Origin of the sequence: Desulforhabdus amnigena (assembly GCF_027925305.1) — a bacterium.
Classification (GTDB): Bacteria; Desulfobacterota; Syntrophobacteria; order Syntrophobacterales; family Syntrophobacteraceae; genus Desulforhabdus; species Desulforhabdus amnigena.
On sequence record NZ_BSDR01000001.1, the window covers coordinates 3450714 to 3470868 of the forward strand.

Genomic DNA, 20155 nt, shown 5'->3' on the forward strand with positions numbered 1-20155 from the left:
GACATATGCCTGGCGTGCCGAACGTGAAAGCTCACCTGCAACTTTGGAGCGCAGCGGAAAAGCGGTAAGGTGCAGCACCGTTAGGCGATGCTATTGGTATTTCTTTCTTTTTTGTATTCATCCCACCTTGATCCGAGAAGTTCCAATGGAACGAGGCTTAGAAAAAGGTTGAACACATCGCTTACTTCATTGGCGATGTCTATAAATCGCCAAGATTTAGTTTCCTGCGTCACTTCCTGACGTGCATAGGTTCAAGTAAGCCGCTACGCGGCAGGTTTACCCGACGCTCCTAATCCTTGTCATCTCGTCAACATCCCTGCTTTGCCAGCCAATTTGCAGTAACCCTGATGGATTCATGGTAACCTTCCTACACGCAGTTCTTCGTCCAAATCCACATCAAAATAAGGAGAGTTACCATGAAAGACTATTACGAGAAGTCCATCAGAGCCCTTCAGCTCGCAGGAATGAGCGAGCGCACTCAAGAGTGCTACACGCGCGCGGTACGTCTGCTTGTAGACTTCTACAAGAAGACCCCCGATCAGATCAGCGAGCCCGAACTGGAAGACTACTTTCTCCACCGCAGAAACACCGACAAATGGTCTGCCGCCACACTTCGTATCGCATACAGTGGCATCAAGTTCTTTTTTGTCAACGTGCTTCAACGGTACTGTCAACTGAATTGTGTAAATTCTTTAAGCCTCCAATTGCTTCCAAAGAGGCAAATTCTTTCGCACTTTTCCAAGAGGGTTTGACCACCAGTGCAGCTCCATTTTAAGAGCAATGAAAGCAAGTAGCGTATAACAGGACCGCTCTCCCGCCAGGACTTCCATCGGTTTGGTTCTTCGCCTGAATTCCTTATTAAGTCTCTCGATGATATTTGTTGTCCTTAAAGAGATCCATTCATCTTCAGGAAAGTTAAAAAAAGGTCAGGCATGCCTCAAGGCTTTTTTCCAGACATTTGACCGCCGAGGGAAGGGAAGATCCTTTTCCCATTTTGCCTTGAACTCCGTGAAAAGTTCTTTCGATTTCTCCTTAGAGCCTGTTTTGGAACTACAAGCCCGTGAGTAATTCACTCTCCACTGGACATCGGCGTTCCAGCGGGGCAAGGTACGGTGGCAACAGACCACCCAACCTTGGAGGCTTACTATGGAACGGCGCCGATATGACACGGATCTTACCGACAAGCAGTGGGAAACACTTTTGGCATTGTTGATGGAACACGTTTTCACCAAACGCTTGGGCCGACCACGCGTGATCTGCCTGCGGGAGATTTTCGATGCAATCCTCTACGTTGTCCGGACTGGTTGCCAATGGCGCATGCTGCCCCATGACTTTCCGAAATGGCAGACCGTCTACTACCACCTTCGGCAGTTCCGAATCCGAGGCACGTGGGAACAAATATCGGATCTCTTGCGCGTTGGGGTACGAGTCAGCGTGGGGAGGGACGCCTGCCCAAGCGCTGCGATCATTGACAGTCAAAGCGTGAAGACCACCGAAGCGGGTGGCCCTCACGGTTATGACGCCGGGAAAAAGATCAACGGTCGCAAGCGTCACATCGTGGTCGATACGATGGGGCTCCTGCTCGCAGTGGTCGTACACGTAGCAGCCATTCAAGACAGAGATGGCGCAAAGCTGGTCATGATGAGAATCGCCGGACGCTTTTCTCGACTCAAACTCATCTGGGCAGACGGCGGTTACGCCAGAAAGCTGGTTGATTGGGCGCAAGCCTTTGGAAGCTGGATTCTCGAAATCGTCAAGCGTCCAGAAGGCCAAAAGGGTTTTGTTGTTCTTCCTCGCAGGTGGGTCGTCGAACGCACGTTCGGGTGGATTGGCCGTTCCCGGCGGCTCAGCAAAGACTACGAGGAATTGGAGAAGACCAGCGAGGCCATGGTTCATATCAGTATGATCCACTTGATGATCAAGCGATTGTCGCCGTCATGAATTCATTCCAAAACAGGCTCTTAGAGGAGGCATAGAAGATGGAGCGCATCCCGTCGGCTACGTCCTGCTTGAATTTTTGAGGGACCTTGGCCAGGACGTTTCTTGCAACATGCACCTGGCAGCGTTGCACTCGGGCTCTGGGAAACTCCTCTTTAAAGACCTTCTCAAGGCCGGGAAGTCCGTCCATTACTCCGAGGGTGATTTTTTCGGGATCAAGACCCCTTCTTTTAAGATCCTTAAAAAACTCCCTCCAATTTGGCGCCGACTCCTTGTCTCCGGCCTGAAGCCCCACTACCAGCCTGTGTCTCTCCTCGGTAACTCCGATGGCAACGAGTACGGAAACCTGCTCGATGGAGTCCCCCATCCGCATCTCAAAATTGACACCATCTATAAAGAAATATTTCACCGGCTCATTTGAAAGATCCCTATTTCTCCATCGCTCAACCGAATCAATCAGCTCCCGGCTGGCCTCGCTGATCTCGGTGTGGGAGATCTTTCGGCCAATGAGCCTCTGGCTCATAATAGAGAGCGTTCGTGTGCTCACTCCTCCAAGGAACGTCAAACAAAGATCCCGCCCGATCTCGGTCTCATACTGCTTGCTTCGGGGAAGCACCTGGGTCTGGAACTCACCGTTTCTGTCTCGTGGGACTTTCACCGAAACTTCGCCGATGCTTTTTAGAGTGTATCTGCGGTCATAAGAGCCATTCCGGTAGTTGTCTGCGTCGCTTTTTCTCTCGTAAGGGTCTCTTCCAAAAAAATGAGTGAGTTCGGTCGTCATCATCTCGCTCAGATAGCGTCCGACCGCCTCCCGAACATCCAGCCGGATCATCTCGAAAATCTTTTCCGGGCTTTGCTGAATCTCTTTGAAAATAGAAATTACCTCGGATACATTGAGCTCGATCTTCATTTGGCGCTTCTTCTTTTTGTTTGGAAGGTTTTGGTCGACCCCCATTTAAAGGAAAAGCGCCTTTTTTGTCACCCAAAAGAATTTACACAAAAGATCTTACACTACCCTGTGATCAAGCCTGGATAGGCTCCAGTCGCCGCATCACAAGACATCTACATGATCTTTGAATCTTCGCTTCAAACAGATCCTTGAAGCGACACACTTGAGGTACGCCCAATCAATGAAGATTACTCAAATAAATCCCTATCGTGAAGGCTCTCTGATGCGCTGAATGAGTCTGGCTTGACCACAATCACGGCAATCTGCTTGCTTATCTTCCCCCAAATTGGCTGGAAACCGTGAACCTTTCATTGCTTCCAGTCAATCGACTCTCCTGCAAATCGAACCAATACCCTATACCAGAATCCATGCCAGTCCGGGCTTCTTGAACAATGGTTAGGCGGAACCCGCGTGCTCCTAAGACGTCCACTTTCAGCCAAAAGCAGTCAAGCGACGGCTTCAGTCAACGCTGGTCCAGACTTCAAGATGACCCACTGGAACTCTGGATTCGTGTCCAGCTACGAATGCGACTGCTAGCTGATCGAATCCTTTCCATTTAGCGAGTTCGTTGTACTCTCTTGCTAAGCGCTTGGCGAGAGCTTCATCTTCTTTATGAAAATAGCGTACCTGATCGATACCGACAGCTTGGGCGGTGCGCTCGCCACCTTGCTCTGCGCCCTGAACATTCCAGCCATTATCTTTCAACTTCTTTGAAACAGTTGTGACGTCCGGTCGCGACAATGCTCCAGCGAATTGAACATACACTCTGTTGCGTGGGTCCGGCCGCGTCAAATCTTGCGGTGGTCCGGTCGGGAGAGGCACCACCTCGACTTTCTGCGCCATGGGTATTCCTAGGGGGCAGCCCTGCGACCAGGGATCGACGAAGCATCGAGCTTCGATCAGAAATGGTGTGGGTGTACGAAGAACTGCCTGAACCCAGAAGGCCGAAACGGTGAGCAGCAAAAGGGAGGTGAAATACCATACGATGATCTGCGGTAGGATACTGCCATCGATTACCTTAAAGAAAATGACAAAGCTGGTAGCTAGGAGCAGAAACACGCCGAAGGCGCGGATTAAACCAGAGATGGCCCCCTCAGAAAGACCGCCATAGGCGTTGCTAAACCAGACAAAGATTAGCAGAAAAAGAAGAAAGACAGACAGGACAAGTCCCAACCGGGCATCGCGGTCTTGTATGAAATTGAGGAGCTTTTCAATTGTAGGCATCTCTATCCTCGACTTCCGCAGCTCAGCAGCTTCGGGTTCATCAGTCGCCATCTATTACTCCTTCTACGCTTGTTTGAAACCCACTTAATCACAAGGTCCACGCGTGTCATCCGAAAGGGGCGCCATGCCTTACAGATCACTGTCCCCCGCTTGCCTGGTTTCGGTACGATCGGGTAGGTTAGGGGCCTCTCGGCCCCTTTCCCCCCTTGGAACCGTACGTGACAGTTTCCCGTCATACGGCTCAAGCATCTCAAAAGGCAGCCCTTGTGGGGCGGCCCGGCTATGTTACCTCCTAAGCCGAAGCCATCGCCCGCAATTCCCGGGCTGACATGGCCGGCAGCAGCTTGCTATCCTTCTTGTTCCGTCGACGCCAGAAGTAGGCAGCGTACTCGGGAAGATAAGGATTAGCATCCGCTTTGATCTTCATAGATCTCCGAATACCCATAGCGCTCACTCGCATGACCCGGTAGAGTTTCTTTGCGGTCTTGGCCAGAACGGCGAATACATTCTTTTCGGCGGCCGACCAGTATTGCTTGATCAGCCATTGCGCGGACTTCCCTGAATGCCGTCGGCGTACCATGCGCCAGAGTTGTTCATGAACATACGTGTCGATACGACTGAAGGCTTCCGACGCCACCACGTGGCGGTGGTAGTTGGCCCAACCCCGAAGCGTTGTATTGAGCTTCTTGATCAAGGCCGGCATCGGCGCGCCGACGTGTTCACGGATCATTGTTCCCACCTTATGCATGAGGGCGTGAACTCCCTCAGTGGATGGCGTGATGTGCAGCACCCGGCCATGCTTTCGAAAGGTTTGCCCGAGGAACGTAAATCCGTCTTTTATGTGCGTGATCACGGTCTTCTCTGGTGAGAGCTCGAGGCCACACTCGGCAAGGAAGCCTTTAACCACCGGCTGGATGGCATCTTCCAGGATGCTTTTGGATTTTCCTGTGATGATGAAAAATCATCCGCGTAGCGGTCAAAGTTGGTACGGCACCTGCGGGGGACTGCACAGCGGACGGCTTCCTCAATCCGTCAAGCACCATATTCGAGATGGTGGGAGAAATGATCCCACCTTGGGGAACTCCCTTGCGTGTGGGATAGTGTATGCCGTTTTCCACGTATCCCGCCCTTAACCACTTATAAAGAACGGCTTTGTCCATGGGGATGTTCTTCAACATCCATTCAAAAGAGATGTTGTCGAAGCAGCCACGGATGTCTCCTTCGAGCACCCATGGAGCCGAATTAGGCTTCGAGAGCGCATTAAAGGCACAGGCTACGGCATCGGCACACGATCTGCCTTCCCGAAAGCCGTAGGAGTTCTTGTCGGCTGTCGTTTCGGCTACGGGCGCCAGGCCCAGCTTATGAAGTGCTTGTTGCGCCCTGTCATACATGGTGGGAATCGATAGGGGCCGGAGTTTTCCGTTCTTCTTTTCGATATAAATCCTCCTCAAGGGCTGAGGATGATAGGCACGTCTGCGCAGGCTGCAAACAGCCCGCCATTTGGTTCGAGCGCCTTGCCACAGGACGCCGTCAACACCGGGGGTCTTGTTCCCCTTGTTGGAGGTCACTCGTTTTACAGCCAGTAGCTTGGCGTTGAACGAATGGGTTAACAGATATTGTAGTGATCAAGCCTTATTCCATCTGTTTTCCTTCACAGCCTTTGCGATACGAACCTGCAACCTTCCGACTTCCCGCCGGGCTTCCTTCCAGTCAATGGAGCTCCACTTGTCGGCGTCATCTTTGAGTGCACCAGCCTTTTGAGCCGTCATTTGCTTTCTCATCTTCAAAGGTTCTACCTGTTCTCTCGCAAAGAGACACCAGTTGGACGTCTGCACGCTCGTTCACCGGGGCTGAAGCCTGCCGGTTTTGGCGTTGAGCCATGTTTCATGCCCTATCTTTCGGCTTTCCCGAAAGCCTTCGCTTCTTCCAACCTCTTCCTCCCGCCTCTCCATCGGCATGCCTTGCGGTTTGCTTGCCTGGACTTGCTCCAGGCGAAGGACGGGGTTACCACGTTCCTCACAGTTGATCCTATGGATGACTTAGGTGTGCCCTCTACGCCGGAGGTCCAACGGTTCCGTGCAGGCAGTTAGGAGACCTGCATCCTGACCTCTTGCCGCAAACTCTGGGAAGCGGCCTTAGACCTGGTACCACTTCTTGTTAATCCTCGTAGGTCCGTAGCTCGTTGACGACGCTTGAGAGTATTCAATTACTTTCACCATATCACCCGACCCTAGCCCTTAACCGGGGAGGATTCCCGGAGGGGCTCGCCTGTCACCATTTGAGCCCGATTCGGTACATTGTCCGCAGGGCTTCGCACCCCGTCATCAGCGCGACGGTAGCACGCCTGCGTAGGGTCCGGCAGGAACATGCCGGGTACTCCAGGTAACTACCTGAGTACACTCAACTATGCGACATCGTGTCGCACCATAACGCCGTTAGGGCAGGGCGACCCCATGATAAGCCAAGGAAATCTAAAGCTAAAAAGACTACGGGGCATTCCCAGAACTGATTCTACGCAGCTCTGATCTCTCGAGCATGAAGGATCTCATTGGAATGCATTGGCCGAACGTCTTTTGAGTCCAGTGTAGCAACTGCCACTGTCTCGCCTTTACCGGTGACAAATTCAACCTCGAAGGCTACACTACCCTTGTAGCAGTGTACTACAACACCAATATCCCCACGGCTCAGTCCATACTCGGGGAGATCCCGGGTGAGTACCACAGTATCTAACTCTCTAATCACTTTCTACTCCTCTATTCTCTTCCTCTCTCGGGTATGCCGTGACGAAGCGGGAAATATCTTCTCCTGCTTCCACTATCCACACTGTACGCACTCGTGCTTTGATTCCGCCTGGTGTAGCCAACGCTCCATCTACAACATACTTCCTTCCAAAAGGAGTGTCGATCATTTCAGTGACTTCGTAGGTGACAGCTATCGCTGTAAGGTCTTCCTTCAGTTGTGAGGCATTTCTCTCGCTATAACCCAACGCTCTGAAGTACCTGGCTTTGGCCTTACCCACTGGATGGCTCTCGGAGAGAAGATACTCAGTGATCTTCCTCTCTGGAACGATAGCTTCCCGATTCCTTGGTAGCTTCATGGTTCTTGATAATCTCTTTCTTGATATGCCACTGGATCGGCAGGATCTGGAGCCCTAATGGGGAGTTGAGCGGAACCCCTTGGCCACGAGGGCTGCAATTTATTGCAGGCCCGAGTGCCAAGGGGGGCGGAGCCGCCGAAGGCGGTTTCCGCTCGAACGTTGGTTCGAGACGCCGCAGGCGGCGAGAACCATCGTGAGAGTCGCGCAACTCCCCATTCGCGCCGCCGGAGGCGGCGCGAACGCAAAGCTCACTGGCGGGGATGGAGCGCAGCGGAATCCCCGTCCAGTGCAGCGCCTTGTTATGCCATTTAGCATTTATCCATGAGCACTTTAATGATTTTCTCTTTTCGTTCTTGAATGAGACTTCTTGTCCAATTCAAGTTGTCCTTGGTCATTTCTTGAACCTCTCTTTGCTGTTCTGAATGTTTGTAACTTGCTCGTTTGTCTGCAAATGGCTTGTTGCCAACTGAGCAATTATGAGACTTAGAAATCAGCAAATAGTTTCCAAGACAGTTGATGTATTGATTTACAAACTCTTCGTCATAGGTGTCATAACCAGTTTCCGGGTTCTCTGTCTCGGGTGCAATATGCTCCAACTCTGGATTGATTATTTTATCAAATCTGGTTATTGAGTAACCACTTTTTCCTTGTGATTCAAGATGAGTCTCGTATTTCCAAAGCAAGAATTTAGCAATCGAGTGGTTAATTCCGCCTTGTAAGGCTCTTTCCAATGCCTGATTGTTCCAATATGCCCACCACCAAGAGTCAGAACCCACATTTTTCATCCATTCAATTTTGTCAATTATTGGCCTGATATCGGAATTGTCCTCTTTGAATTTTTGATAAACATCATTAAGTCTGGAAGTTATATCGGCTCTTGTTCCTATTAGTCTGTGTCTGATTACCAATGATTCAAGGCTTGAACAAAGCTGGGATAATTGTCTTTGTTGAAGTCCGAATTTGTAGGCCTTAATAATGAATGGGATGGCAATAGCAATCCCACCAAGCGAAATTAACGAATGAATTTCAAGGTTTTCTTTCTCATCTTTACCGAAGAATGTCGTTAAATGCTCAAAGCTAACGGCAAGAGATTGGGTAAATAACTTGATAAATGAAATCGAATTTTCCCCTGAAAGCAGTTTATTTATTTTCTCAATTGCGTTTGATTCCCAAAGAGAGTTGAAATGCACTCTCAATGTGTAAACCAAAACGTCATCCTCATCAATATTGTATTCAATAGACGAAATTGATTTATAAATTTTCTCAAACCTTGACTTGATTTCTTCGATTAAAGATTCCTTTTCATCCCCTCCGTAAAGATGAACAATGAACATAAATTGTGCTTTGATTATCTCCAAGTTTGAAGGCTTTTTGCCCCTATTGTTTTGAAAAATAAACATCTGAATAGCTTCTGATTCATCTGTTACTGGATGTGTTGTGCAAGATGAACCTTGAACAGTTTCAAGCATTTTTAATAGATATACCTCGTCTTTATCTGCAAGCTTTTGAGAAAAGAAATCAAATGCATCTACTATTCGTTTAGCTGATTCCGTTTCAAGCCCATTTTTATCTTTCTTGATTTGGTCAATCACATAATCTTTGAAAAGCTGGTTGTCGTAACCAACAGTCGCAAAACGATAAGTTGATTTTCTTTTTATTAAATCCTCAAAAGATTCATCTTCGTCTTCTGACAATGGGCGAATAGCTTTCAGACGGAGAAAAAGAGCCGATAAAAAAATTGATATTGTTGTAAGACGTTGCTGGCCGTCAATTACTCCAAACTCATTTTCCGATTTTTCTTCAAAAAGGAAATGTCCGAAATAGAATTTAGATTTTGTTGAGCTTCGGTTGTAGTCCTCCAAGTCAGATAAAAAGGTGTTTACTTGTTTTGGCGCTTTGCTACTTTCAAATTCTGTATCCCAAGAGTAGGCACGTTGGTAAGCCGGCACAAAGATTCTGTTTCCTGCCAACATTTGTTTGATTGTTGTTGAAGCTTCCATAACTTCATTTCTCCTTTGGATTGTGATTTGGGGGCATAACATGAATTAGACACCAAATATTGAATCAAAAAATTCCGACAAATACACCAAATCAGGTGTCTAATCCGGGCACTGAATTTTTAACAGGTCGAAATTACAATGAATCCTAAAGCCGATTCCGGATTATACACCTTTTTATTTTTTCCTCCGAAAAACGGATTAGACACACAAGCAGCAATTCCCGGAGGAAAAAAGCTTAACCGGTTGAGTTTCTTGTATTTACTTACACAAAGTTTACGAAAGGCTTTGCTTATTTTCATAAGCAAATCAGTATATTAAACTATCCCCGGGAATTGCTGACACACAAGTGATTTGAGATCAATTACTTTGGCTGATCAACATGAAGGTCAATAGTTCACCCTGACACGGGTTTCCAGGACATGCAACAGACTCGGATTGTATCGAATACCTTTCTTGAAGCGATGGCATTATGTGTTCGTTTCTTCTTAATATTTCAAGATATTCAGAGGGTAAATCAACCGACGCGTTTTATTTTGTGTAGATTATTCATGATTCGTTTGCCGGTCAAGTATTTTCCGTGATCAGCCGATTATTTCTCACGGCATCATTCGGAGCCTCAAGGGCTATGTTGCACCACCGCGGTTTGCCAGGCAACAACCAGAACGCAAGAGCCAAACGATATGAACGAAAAGCCAAAGGAACCAAAGCTTCTTGACCGATTGCGCAATAAAATCCGGCTCAAGAATTACAGCATCCGCACTGAAAAGGCCTATGTGAATTGGAATAAACGTTACATTCTTTTCCATAAGAAAAGACACCCCCGTGAAATGGGGGCGAGGGAGGTGGAGGAGTTTCTCACGCACCTGGCTGTTGAGAAGAATGTTTCTGCCAGCACACAAAACCAGGCGCTCAGTGCAATCCTGTTCCTTTATAAAGAAGTGCTCGGCATTGAGCTTCCATGGCTGGAAAACGTCCAGCGGGCCAAGAGACCGGAGAGAATTCCTGTCGTCTTTACAAAAACCGAAGTCACTGCTCTGCTTGCCCGACTTGATGGTATCCATTGGCTCATGGGCAATATTCTTTACGGAGCAGGATTGCGACTCATGGAATGCGTGCGACTCCGCGTCAAGGATATTGACTTCGAATACGGCCAAATCGCTGTTCGTGAGGGAAAGGGTCAGAAGGACAGAATCACCATGCTCCCAAACAGCATAAGGACCGAGCTGCAGCGGCATCTCGACAGAGTCCGACTTATTCACGAAAGCGATCTAATAGATGGATTCGGAGAGGTGTATCTCCCTTATGCACTGGAGAGAAAATATCCCGGCGCGGGGAAAGAGTGGGGCTGGCAGTATGTGTTTCCAGCCGGGAGCAGGTCGTTGGATCCGCGGAGCGGTAAAATCAGAAGGCACCACCTGGACGAGAAATTGCTCCAAAGGGCGGTCAAAAAAGCCATCCAAGCTGCGGGGATACACAAACAGGGAAGCTGTCACACCCTAAGGCACAGCTTTGCCACGCATCTTCTTGAAGCAGGCTATGACATCCGCACTGTTCAGGAACTCCTGGGGCACAAAGACGTCAGCACCACCATGATTTACACGCATGTTTTGAACAGGGGCGGGAAGGGGGTCATCAGTCCCGCAGATATCCTGGCGCCAAGGCAGCGATAGAAATTTGGCAATGCCTCAAAATTCAAGCTGTTATACCTCCTTTGCAGTCAATGTTGACAAACCGCGAAGAACAGGGAAAGGTGACTCTTGCGCTGTTGTCTTGAATCTTATAAAGTTTTTTAATAGATCGTAAGTACTTGACTGTTGATCGATAATTTTCATCGGCATATGAACCTTTGAAGTCGCCTGTCAAACCCTCTGCAAAAAGAACAATTCCAAGGGAAGGTGAACAGGGAAAGTGTATCTCACCTCTTTTGCGCATCGCGAAGACTTGTTTCAGATTGCCGAACGCTGGTTCTGCGGGCGGCCCGAAAAGCGGGATGCTCTGCGCCTCACGGAAATTCTCATTTGCGACGGTTTTATTTTGGGCGAAACGCTGGACACTCTGGCGGTCTCCGCTCTCGCAGCCGTTCATGACAAGCCGTTTCACAAAAAACGCATCAACCTCAAGGGGGAACTGCGGGATGCCATTTGTGCCGGAAACGTCGAAATGACGCCGAGAGCCGAGGAATTGATTCGCCTCTACAGGAAAAATCCCGATTATTATTACAGGGAAACTCCCATCAATGGGGTCATGTGCCTCGATGAAAAGGAGCGGCTCCTGGGGCTTTACCGAATCAAGCGGCCACGCAGAATTGCTGAAAAGGCCAATCGCAAGATCGCTAACTGGATCTTTCGGCTGGTGCAGAACCGGGCGCAGGAGATGGCTCAAAATCGAGCCAGGGAGGCGGGGATACCTCTTGAGCACCTTGTGAGCCCTCAGGAGGTCATGAGGCGGGAATTCATGGATGCCGAAGCAGACATCGCGCGGGCCTTCAGTGAAGGTCTCATCCGGTTTGACAGGGATTCCATCACGTTGAACGATGTGGGCGGCATGAAGATCATCGCGACGCAGGAGAAATTGTCTCGCCTGGAATCGGCCCTGGCCGTAAATCCAAAAGTGAGGATCATCGAAAAAGAAACGTTTCACGGGCGCTACCAGGCCACCAACCTGCTCCTCGATGTACTTTGGGATGTGGACCGGGTGTGCAGAAGGTACGAGGAATCGAGGGGCTGGGAAAAATACCGGAACAGGGGGATTCCCGAGGATCGGTTGAAGAAGGAATTTCCTTCCTTCCTCCAGGGGGGGGACCCCACTGTATGCATCGAAGTCATTCTCTCCACTTATCCCGATATGGTGGAATCGGAACTGGGAAACTGCATTCACGAAAAAAGGATGATGGCTCAGAGGGAAAACTGGCTCTATAAGGGGAATATATCCATGAATGTGGAGTTCCTGCTGGAATACCTCTTTGCGGTGGGCTTCAGCCCCAGGGTGGACATCGACCGGATTCCCTTCAAGCTGTGGGGGCGCTATCTGCCGGATTCTCTTGCTTACCAGATTCGAAGGCTCTACGGCCTCAGCGGGTTGGATCTCTTTTATTAGAAGCGAAAGTAGCCGTCTTTGCCGTGAGAGTCCGCCCTCTTAAAGAGTTGCAGGATTTCACAGGAGTTTGGAAATGGAAATGTAAAAAGTGCTCCCCCTGCCCTTCCTCGGTTCCACCCACACCCTTCCCTGGTGGCGTTCCGCGATTTCCTTGACGATTGCCAGCCCGAGCCCCGTTCCCGGAGTCCCTCTTGACGTATCGTTGCGCTGAAAGAGCTCAAAGATCGACTCGGAATCTTCGGTTTTGACCCCCACTCCATCGTCGCTCACGGAAAAAATGTGATGCTCTCCAGTTTCTTCATAAGCGATCTCGATGCGGGTGAGACCCTCTCCTCCATACTTCAATGCATTGTCTACAAAATTTCTAAAGACTCTGAATATGGAAAGCCGGTCGGCCTTGATTTCGGGCAGTTGTTCGGGTTCAGCCCATTCGATGCAACGGAGGCTCAACTGCGCGGAAAATTCATCCTTCAGCATTTGGAAGATCTCCTTGGTGCTGACTGCCTCGATATTCAAGAGGGTCTCTTTGGCCGCGGCATAGATGTTGATTTTTTCAACAAGGGCCACGACGAGTTCTGAAGCTTTCAGAATTTGTTCGCAGAGATGTTTCCCCTTTTCATCGAGAAGGTCCCCGTATTTCTTGTGGAGAAGGTTGGTGAGGCCATAGATGCCGATGGTTGGGCTCTTGAGGTCGTGAGCGACGGAATAGGCGAAGAATTTTAGCTTTTCCGCACTCTTCTGCAGGGCTTCCTCGGCCTTTTTACGTTCCCTGATCTCGGTTTTGAGCTCCTCGTTGGCCTTTGCAAGTTCCTCCGTTCTTCGCGCCACCCGCATTTCCAGTTCATCGTGGGCTCTTTGAAGTGCCTCTTCGGCTTTTTTTCGCTCGGTGATGTCCACGGTAACGCCTACAAGCCCCGAGAGATCCCCCTCTGCATTGGTGAACGTCCCCTTGTTGAGTATGATATCGTGCTTGACGCCATTGGGATAAACGATGCTGCTTTCATAGATCTGTATGCCCGGCCGGCGCAAAAGAGCCACATCCATTTCGTCATATCTGGCGGCCAGGTCTTCCGGGAACAGGTCATTTGCGGATTTACCGACAATTTCTTCCCGCGTCATCCCGAGACGCTCCTCGAAGGCCTTGTTGCAGCCGAGGTAGAATCCCCGGGTGTCCTTATAAAAGATGGGGTTCGGGATGGTATCGATCAGTGTCTGCAGGAAATGCAGTTGATCCTGCAATGCGTCCTTCGCCCGTTTCCCTTCCGCCGCGCACTCTTGCAGCAATGCGCATTTACGGCGCAGGTCGGCGATTTCTTCCAAAAGCTCTTCCCTGGTTTTTTCTGTATCTTGCATGGCCCGTGTTTCCCAAAGTGTTCAGGATGTCTTAAGCACCTGATCTTGATCCGTTCCGACAGATTTGACTTGCCCGGAAGAATATCATTTTGCATGCCATGATATTCAACATTTCGTTATTATAAATTAATTTCTATTGGTTTGAAAATTGTTCAAACCTGTTGTGCAACATAAATGTAGCATTCCGTATTTCTGGAGGAACCATCTATCCTGGCCCAAACAATTTTGTAACGTTGGAATCGCACCTCCAAATCGCACTCCCGGCTATCAAAATGCAGTGATTGAAATGAGCATAAGGATGTGGGAGGGGCCGTGCATGATTAGCTTAAACTTGGGTTTCCAGTCGAAGAACACCGCCTTCGCCTTTGAGAGAGCCAGGGGAGGAAATAGAGCAATGGATATCAAAAAATTGGAACGTTTACACCCGGAGCTGAAAATCACTTATATGAAACCCGAAAAGAGAGTCGGGTTGACTGTGGTGTTGACGGGATACGGCAAGGGAAAGAGTTCTTCCGCTCTGGGCATGGTGCTGCGTGCCTGTGGACACGGCATGAAGGTTTCCATCATTCAGTTCATGAAGGGCGATATTTATACGGGGGAATGGGATGGAATCCGCAAGCTGGATTGCGATGTGGAATTGATCCCCTCAGGGATGGGTTTTTGCGGCATTCAAGGGAATCCCTATTCCCATCCCGTACACCGTGAAGCGGCTCAGAGGGCGATAAAGATGGCCAAGGAAAAAATCGAATCGGGAAAGTACGATCTGGTGGTTCTGGATGAAATCAACAATGCCCTGCAACTGAAACTGGTGGACCTGGAACAGGTTCTGGAACTGATTCGCGGCAAGCCGCATCTCATGCACCTCATTCTGACCGGCCGGGACGCCCATCCCGAAATCATTGATCTGGCGGATACCGTCAGTGAAGTAAAGGAGATCAAGCATGCGTACCGCAAAGACATAGAACCGCAGCCGGGCATCGACTACTGAAAAGGGGCAGTAAAACTTTTTCATCCGCAGATTACGCAGATTTTCGCAGAACCAGGTTTCATCTGAACCATGGAGATACGGAGTCATTTATAAGGTCTTTCTCTGCGCCCTCCGTGTCTCCTTGGTGAATACGACAATGTTAGATGGAGAGGCTTTCTTTTATTTTTTATGGAATTTTATCCAGGGCCTGCTCCAGGTCTTCCCTGAGGTCTTCGAAATCTTCGCAGCCTACGGAGAGCCTGACCAGTTCATCCAATATTCCGGCCTCCTCTCGTTCCTCGCGGGGAATGGATGTGTGCGTCATGGATGCGGGATGCTCGATGAGGGATTCCACTCCTCCCAGGGAGACGGCGAGCGTGATGAGCCGAACGTTGTTCATGAGGGTCACTCCGCCCTGAAGTCCGTTTTTGACGCCGAAGCAGATCATGGAACCGAATCCGTCCATCTGTTTTTTTGCCAGGGGGTGTTGGGGATGGTTGGGAAGGCCCGGGTACCTCACCCAGGCCACCTTGGGGTGGCGGCTGAGAAACTGGGCAATCTGCATGGCGTTTTGCTGGGCCCTTTCCACCCGAAGCGGCAGGGTGCGGACGCCTCTCAGTATGAGCCATGCCTGATGAGGGTCCATGGTACCTCCGAAAAGATTGAGTACTCTCCGGATTTTCTTGAAGGTATCATCCTTTTTCGTAATGATCATTCCTCCGACCACGTCGCTGTGGCCGTTGATGAATTTCGTAAGGCTGTGAACAACAATATCCGCGCCATATTCCAGGGGGCGCTGCAGGTAGGGGCTTGCAAAAGTGTTGTCCACCACGAGAAGGGCCCCGTGATCGTGAGCGATCTTTGCCGCAGCTCCCAGGTCTGTGAGGATCATGGTGGGATTGGTGGGGGTTTCTACGTAAACCATGCGGGTCTCAGGCTGCAGGGCCTTTTTGATCTTTTCGGGGTCGGAAGTATCTACAAAGGTGGATTTCACTCCGAACCGGGGCATTTCCGATTCCAACAGGACGCGTGTCGCGCCGTAGACCGAGTCCGTTGAGAGCACATGGGTGTTCCGGTCGAGAAGGGCCATGAATACGGTGCTGATGGCGGCCATTCCCGTGGCCGTGGCCATTCCCCCAAAGCCATTTTCAAGGGATGCCACGTTCTCCTCCAGAGCGTGAACCGTGGGGTTTTTCAACCGGGTGTAAATATATCCCGGTTGCTCTCCCGCAAAGCGCGCCGCGCCTTCTTCCGCACTGGGAAAAGCGAAGGTGGAGCTCTGAAAAATGGGAACGGAAACCTCCCCGTATATTGAATCCTCCAGAATTCCCATGTGAATCGCTTTGGTGGCTTTGTGCATGGAGTGAGGGTGACTCTCTCTTTTCTTCATATCCTGGCTCCTGGTTTGTGAGATGAACGGTTTGGTCTTTTGCGTCTATATTTTTTGTGGCTTCTGCTGCGAACGGTTACCTTCTTCCCAACACTTTACTTATAAGAACATGGGGAGTCCTTTTGCAATGGGAACCGAAGCGGAAAGAACATAAAACGGTCCTTCCCCGGGCATTTGCCTTGAAGAGGAGGAATTGCCGTGTTGGCCCTTGTGATTCTTGACAAACCTTATTTCAGCAAATAAGTAGTAAAATTGCATTTGCATTGAAGACGTCCGATGAAAAGATTGATTGCAACCTCCCCCTTCTGCAAGGAATTGAAATCCAATGCCGCGGATATTTGCTTCAGCGAAGAATCGTGTTGTGGTTGGTGTGGGAATCGTGCTCTTGGCTTCAACCGGATGTATTCCCATGAAACAGACCAGGGTGGCTGCCGTCGCTCTCACTGTTGAGGATGTCGCCAGGGCGGCTTCCAAACAATCCAGCCCGACCATTGTCAAGCAGGGAACGCCGGCCTATCTCATGCTCATGGATGGTCTCATCGAAGCCTACCCGAAGAACAAAGACCTTCTCACCGCAGGCTGTCAGGGGTATGCTACCTACGCTGGCTCGTTTCTGACAGATGAGGAAAAAAAAGAAGCGGAAGCGCTCTACGACAAAGCAAAGCATTATGGATTTCGAGCCCTTTCCCATCGCGGGGATTTTGCCGGGGCGGCCTCGGGCAATATTCAGGAATTCGATCGGTTCCTGCAAAAGTACGATAAGAGGGATGTCCCCGAACTCTTTTGGACGGCCAATGCCTGGGCTGGATGGATCGGTATGAATATCAGCAGTGTTGAAGCCATGGCGGATCTCCCGGCGCTGGAAGCTGTCATGAAACGCCTTCTGGAACTGGATGAATCTTACTACCACGGAGGGCCTCACCTTTTGATGGGAATTTATCTGGCTGCAAAACCCGCCGCTCTTGGGGGGAATCTTCCTGAGGCCAAAGAACATTTTCAGAAAGCCTTTGCGTTGGGAAGCGACAAGACTTTGATGGCAAAGGTTCTCTATGCGCAGTACTATGCGCTGGGAGCCAGAGACCGTGATCTTTTCGTGAACACTTTGAAGGAAGTATTGGCTGCTTCCCCCGGTGAAATACCGAACCTGACGTTGAGCAATGTGATGGCCCAGGAAAAAGCCGAGAAGCTTCTGGCCAGGACGGAGGAATATTTTGAAGAACAACCGTGAATCGTTTCTGTCCGAATCGAGATCTCCCATCGCGAAATACGTGTTTTGGGGGATATGTTTTTGCTTCGCCTATTGTCTCATGACGCCCCACCATGCCTTGGGAGCAGGAACGCCGGAGTTCGAAATCAAGCTCGCCACACTGGCTCCCGACAACAGTTCGCTCATGCAAATTTTCAAGGAAATGAACGACGAATTGCTTCAGAAAACGGGAGGCAAGGTCGGTTTCAAGATGTTTTCGGGGTTTGTCCTCGGCGACGAGGAGGATGTGTTGAGGAAGCTGCGCGTTGGACTTGTCCATGCCGCAGTCTTTACGGCCACGGCTCTTACCGACATGGATCCGACTCTGCGTGCGATGCAGGTCCCTTTCCTCTTCCACAATTATGGGGAAGTCGATTACGTTATGGGAAAAATGGAACCGGATTTCAGGAAGAACTTCCTGCAATGCGGCTATGAAATCCTGGGCTGGCCTGAACTGGGTTTTCTCTATTTCATGTCCACTTCCCCCATTGCCGGCCTGGAGGATTTGAAAGGCAAGAAGGTCTGGGCCAAGGCGAATATGCCCATGTCCCAGGCGTTGATCGACAGAGCCGATGTTTCGACGGTGGCCATAGGCATCCCGGACGTGCTGGTCGCTCTACAGACGCACCTCCTGGATGTGGTCTATAATTCGCCTTATTATGCGCTGGTGACTCAGTGGAATACCCAGATCAAGTACTTCACGGATCTTCCTCTTTCCTATATTGGTGGAGCCCTCCTCATCGATAAGAAAGTGATGGCGAAGATCCCCGAGCCTCTCCGCCAGACGATGCGGGAAGTATGTGCAAAACATTTGAAGCGGCTCAATGAGAAGACCCGCCAGGATAATGATGAGGCCATCCAGGTCATCCTCAAGCGAGGCGTTCAGAAGGTGACTCCCAATGCGGCCCAGGTAAAAGGGTTTATCGATCTGCGTGACAAAGCCATGGCCAGTCTCGATCCAAAGTTTCTGCCGCCTGATGCGGTCGCAAGGGTCAAAAGCGCCCTTGCCGAATACAGGGCCGAGCATCCCTAGAAACTAATGGCTTCCTCCATACTCAACAGCATTGTGGTTGTGACCCGGTGTTATGGAGTGGTCGAAAAGTGGATTCTGGTGGCGCTGGTCCTTTTTCTCACCGGTTTTTCTCTCTTTCAGATCATTCTCCGGAATTTCTTTTCCACGGGGATTGTCTGGGGGGATACGCTGCTCAGGCATATCGTGCTCTGGGTAAGCCTGCTTGGAACCGCGCGGGCCACGGCAGAGAACAAGCATATTCGCATCGATTTTCTTCCCCGCCTGCTCAATCCCAAAGGCAATTTTGTCGTTACGCTCGCAAGCGATCTGTTCTCCTGTCTTGTGGGAAGCCTGCTTTTCTACGCATCCTGGACCTTTCTTGTCAACGAGAAGGCGATGGGGGATTTTGCGTTTGCTGCCGTCCCCTACTGGTGGCTCGAAACCATCTTTCCTTTCAGCTTCGCCGTCATGTCCCTCCGGTGTGCATACCGGTTCATCATCAGTCTGAAGCAGGGTCCAAACGGTAGCGAAACATGAAAATGTTCCTGAGCCTGATTTTGAGCTTGCTGGCCATCTCCGGAATGCCGCTCTTCATCGTCATTTCTGCGGCGGCCTTGCTCTGTTTTTATTTTCTGGATGTAGATCTCTCCGTTGTCATCATTGAAATGTACCGGCTGGCGGCCAATCCCATGCTCATCGCCCTGCTCCTGTTCGCTTTCGCCGGCTATGTCCTTGCCGAAAGCGGAGCCAGCAAGAGGCTTGTCCGGTTTTCTTCAGCCATTCTGGGGCGGACTCCCGGTGGTCTGGCCGTTGTTTCCCTGCTTTCCTGCGCCTTTTTCACCGCCCTCACCGGGGCTTCCGGAGTGACCATCGTGGCTCTGGGCGGACTCCTCTATCCGGCCCTTATCGAGGATGGCTATGAAGAAAATTTCTCCCTGGGCCTCCTCACGACATCGGGAAGCCTGGGACTCCTGTTCCCGCCGAGCCTCCCCCTCATCATTTACGGGGTGGTTTCGGACACCAAGATTTCAGACCTTTTTCTGGCAGGCGTTGCGCCGGGATTCCTCATGCTGATCCTGCTCTCCCTTTACAGCATGTATTCAGCGGTCCGCTGCGGTTGCACAGGGATGCATTCCCGGTTCAACTTTTCCGAACTGGCGGCGGCGGGCCGGGAAGCCATTTGGGAAATCCTTTTGCCTCTGGTGGTCCTGGGAGGAATTTTCGGCGGTTTTCTCGTACTGAGCGAGGCTGCCGCCGTTACGGTCTTCTATGTGCTCCTGGTGGAAATGGTCATCCACCGGGAAGTGAAACTGCGAGACATTCCTTCCATCATACTGAAAACCTCCATGATGGTGGGGGGAATCATCATCATTCTTGGGGCCTCCCTCGCCTTCAACGCATTTCTCATCGACCAGCAGGTGCCCAACAAAATTCTCGAATTGATGCAAACCTATGTGAGCAACAAGTATCTCTTTCTCCTGATCTTGAATTTCTTTTTGCTTCTCGTGGGGTGCGTGCTGGATGTTTTCTCCGCCCTGGTCATCGTGGTTCCCCTTATCGTTCCCCTTGCCATGAGCTACGAGGTCAATCTGATTCATCTGGGGATCATTTTTCTGACCAACCTGCAGATCGGCTATTCCACGCCTCCCATCGGAATGAACCTTTTTATCGCAAGCCTTCGCTTCGAAAAGTCCATCGTGCATCTGTACCGGGCATCTTTGTCTTTCCTGGCCATTCTCCTGATCACCCTTGGAATCATTACCTTTTTCCCAGCCTTGAGCCTCCTCTGGATGAAATGAGTTTTGGGTGATGCACCTCTCTCGTTTTTGATTTTTCCACTTCCTTTTTTCATGGTTATCTTTGATTTTATTCTTTCGATAGAT

Annotated in this window: 17 protein-coding genes and 3 pseudogenes; 9 read left to right on the forward strand and 11 right to left on the reverse strand. The window is 50.3% G+C overall.

What is annotated here, in order from left to right; genetic code table 11:
• Positions 1–416: 416 nt before the first annotated feature.
• The gene (locus QMG16_RS14665) at positions 417–752 is read left to right on the forward strand and encodes a site-specific integrase (RefSeq protein WP_281795445.1); all 336 of its coding nucleotides are present in this window, start codon (positions 417–419) and stop codon (positions 750–752) included.
• Here QMG16_RS14665 and QMG16_RS19750 read toward each other — a convergent pair.
• A pseudogene (locus QMG16_RS19750) lies at positions 693–1031 on the reverse strand (transposase); the annotation flags it as partial. The gene QMG16_RS14665 and the pseudogene QMG16_RS19750 sit on opposite strands and share 60 nt — an antisense overlap.
• Positions 1032–1146: 115 nt before the next feature.
• Between QMG16_RS19750 and QMG16_RS14670 the strand changes: the two are divergent.
• Positions 1147–1941 (forward strand): IS5 family transposase, encoded by a 795-nt coding sequence (locus tag QMG16_RS14670; RefSeq protein WP_281795447.1) that lies wholly within the window; start codon positions 1147–1149, stop codon positions 1939–1941.
• A gap of 7 nt (positions 1942–1948) precedes the next feature.
• Here QMG16_RS14670 and QMG16_RS14675 read toward each other — a convergent pair.
• From QMG16_RS14675 to QMG16_RS14705, 8 genes and pseudogenes are all read right to left on the reverse strand, one after another.
• Positions 1949–2848, reverse strand: a pseudogene (locus QMG16_RS14675) (IS256 family transposase); the annotation flags it as partial.
• A 498-nt stretch (positions 2849–3346) separates the two neighbouring features.
• On the reverse strand, positions 3347–4162 hold the full coding sequence (locus QMG16_RS14680; protein WP_281795450.1) for a hypothetical protein: 816 nt from the start codon (positions 4160–4162) through the stop codon (positions 3347–3349).
• A 241-nt stretch (positions 4163–4403) separates the two neighbouring features.
• The gene (locus QMG16_RS14685; protein ID WP_373878682.1) at positions 4404–4841 is read right to left on the reverse strand and encodes a group II intron maturase-specific domain-containing protein; all 438 of its coding nucleotides are present in this window, start codon (positions 4839–4841) and stop codon (positions 4404–4406) included.
• A gap of 169 nt (positions 4842–5010) precedes the next feature.
• Positions 5011–5502: a reverse transcriptase domain-containing protein gene (locus QMG16_RS14690; protein WP_373878749.1), complete on the reverse strand. Its 492-nt coding sequence runs from the start codon at positions 5500–5502 to the stop codon at positions 5011–5013.
• Positions 5503–5649: 147 nt separating this feature from the next.
• A pseudogene (locus QMG16_RS14695) lies at positions 5650–5892 on the reverse strand (reverse transcriptase N-terminal domain-containing protein); the annotation flags it as partial.
• Positions 5893–6622: 730 nt separating this feature from the next.
• Positions 6623–6853 (reverse strand): DUF4926 domain-containing protein, encoded by a 231-nt coding sequence (locus QMG16_RS19655; RefSeq protein ID WP_373878683.1) that lies wholly within the window; start codon positions 6851–6853, stop codon positions 6623–6625.
• Positions 6846–7208: a DUF6883 domain-containing protein gene (locus QMG16_RS14700; protein WP_281795451.1), complete on the reverse strand. Its 363-nt coding sequence runs from the start codon at positions 7206–7208 to the stop codon at positions 6846–6848. The genes QMG16_RS19655 and QMG16_RS14700 overlap by 8 nt, the downstream gene beginning before the upstream one ends.
• 308 nt (positions 7209–7516) lie before the next feature.
• A complete protein-coding gene (locus tag QMG16_RS14705; protein ID WP_281795453.1) occupies positions 7517–9208 on the reverse strand; it encodes a DUF262 domain-containing protein in 1692 nt (563 codons plus the stop codon).
• Between the two features lie 680 nt (positions 9209–9888).
• On the opposite strand from QMG16_RS14705, the gene QMG16_RS14710 reads away from it, so the two are divergent.
• Positions 9889–10878 (forward strand): integron integrase, encoded by a 990-nt coding sequence (locus QMG16_RS14710; RefSeq protein WP_281795456.1) that lies wholly within the window; start codon positions 9889–9891, stop codon positions 10876–10878.
• 238 nt (positions 10879–11116) lie between these two features.
• On the forward strand, positions 11117–12304 hold the full coding sequence (locus QMG16_RS14715) for a hypothetical protein (RefSeq protein WP_281795457.1): 1188 nt from the start codon (positions 11117–11119) through the stop codon (positions 12302–12304).
• A 57-nt stretch (positions 12305–12361) separates the two neighbouring features.
• Here QMG16_RS14715 and QMG16_RS14720 read toward each other — a convergent pair whose 3' ends face one another.
• On the reverse strand, positions 12362–13657 hold the full coding sequence (locus tag QMG16_RS14720) for a sensor histidine kinase (RefSeq protein WP_281795460.1): 1296 nt from the start codon (positions 13655–13657) through the stop codon (positions 12362–12364).
• Between the two features lie 394 nt (positions 13658–14051).
• Here QMG16_RS14720 and QMG16_RS14725 point away from each other — a divergent pair, with 394 nt between their 5' ends.
• Positions 14052–14645 (forward strand): cob(I)yrinic acid a,c-diamide adenosyltransferase, encoded by a 594-nt coding sequence (locus tag QMG16_RS14725; RefSeq protein ID WP_281795463.1) that lies wholly within the window; start codon positions 14052–14054, stop codon positions 14643–14645.
• A gap of 166 nt (positions 14646–14811) precedes the next feature.
• On the opposite strand, the gene QMG16_RS14730 is transcribed toward QMG16_RS14725, so the two are convergent.
• Complete coding sequence (locus QMG16_RS14730; protein ID WP_281795466.1) at positions 14812–16014, reverse strand: trans-sulfuration enzyme family protein; 1203 nt, start codon at positions 16012–16014, stop codon at positions 14812–14814.
• Between the two features lie 325 nt (positions 16015–16339).
• On the opposite strand from QMG16_RS14730, the gene QMG16_RS14735 reads away from it, so the two are divergent.
• The 4 genes from QMG16_RS14735 to QMG16_RS14750 are packed head-to-tail and all read left to right on the forward strand — an operon-like array spanning position 16340 to position 20071.
• A complete protein-coding gene (locus QMG16_RS14735; protein ID WP_281795468.1) occupies positions 16340–17242 on the forward strand; it encodes a TRAP transporter TatT component family protein in 903 nt (300 codons plus the stop codon).
• Positions 17226–18293 (forward strand): TRAP transporter substrate-binding protein DctP, encoded by a 1068-nt coding sequence (dctP, locus tag QMG16_RS14740; RefSeq protein ID WP_281795471.1) that lies wholly within the window; start codon positions 17226–17228, stop codon positions 18291–18293. Before QMG16_RS14735 ends, dctP begins: the two co-directional genes overlap by 17 nt.
• 6 nt (positions 18294–18299) lie before the next feature.
• On the forward strand, positions 18300–18809 hold the full coding sequence (locus QMG16_RS14745) for a TRAP transporter small permease (RefSeq protein ID WP_281795474.1): 510 nt from the start codon (positions 18300–18302) through the stop codon (positions 18807–18809).
• The gene (locus QMG16_RS14750; RefSeq protein WP_281795477.1) at positions 18806–20071 is read left to right on the forward strand and encodes a TRAP transporter large permease; all 1266 of its coding nucleotides are present in this window, start codon (positions 18806–18808) and stop codon (positions 20069–20071) included. The genes QMG16_RS14745 and QMG16_RS14750 overlap by 4 nt, the downstream gene beginning before the upstream one ends.
• The last annotated feature ends 84 nt before the right edge of the window (positions 20072–20155 follow it).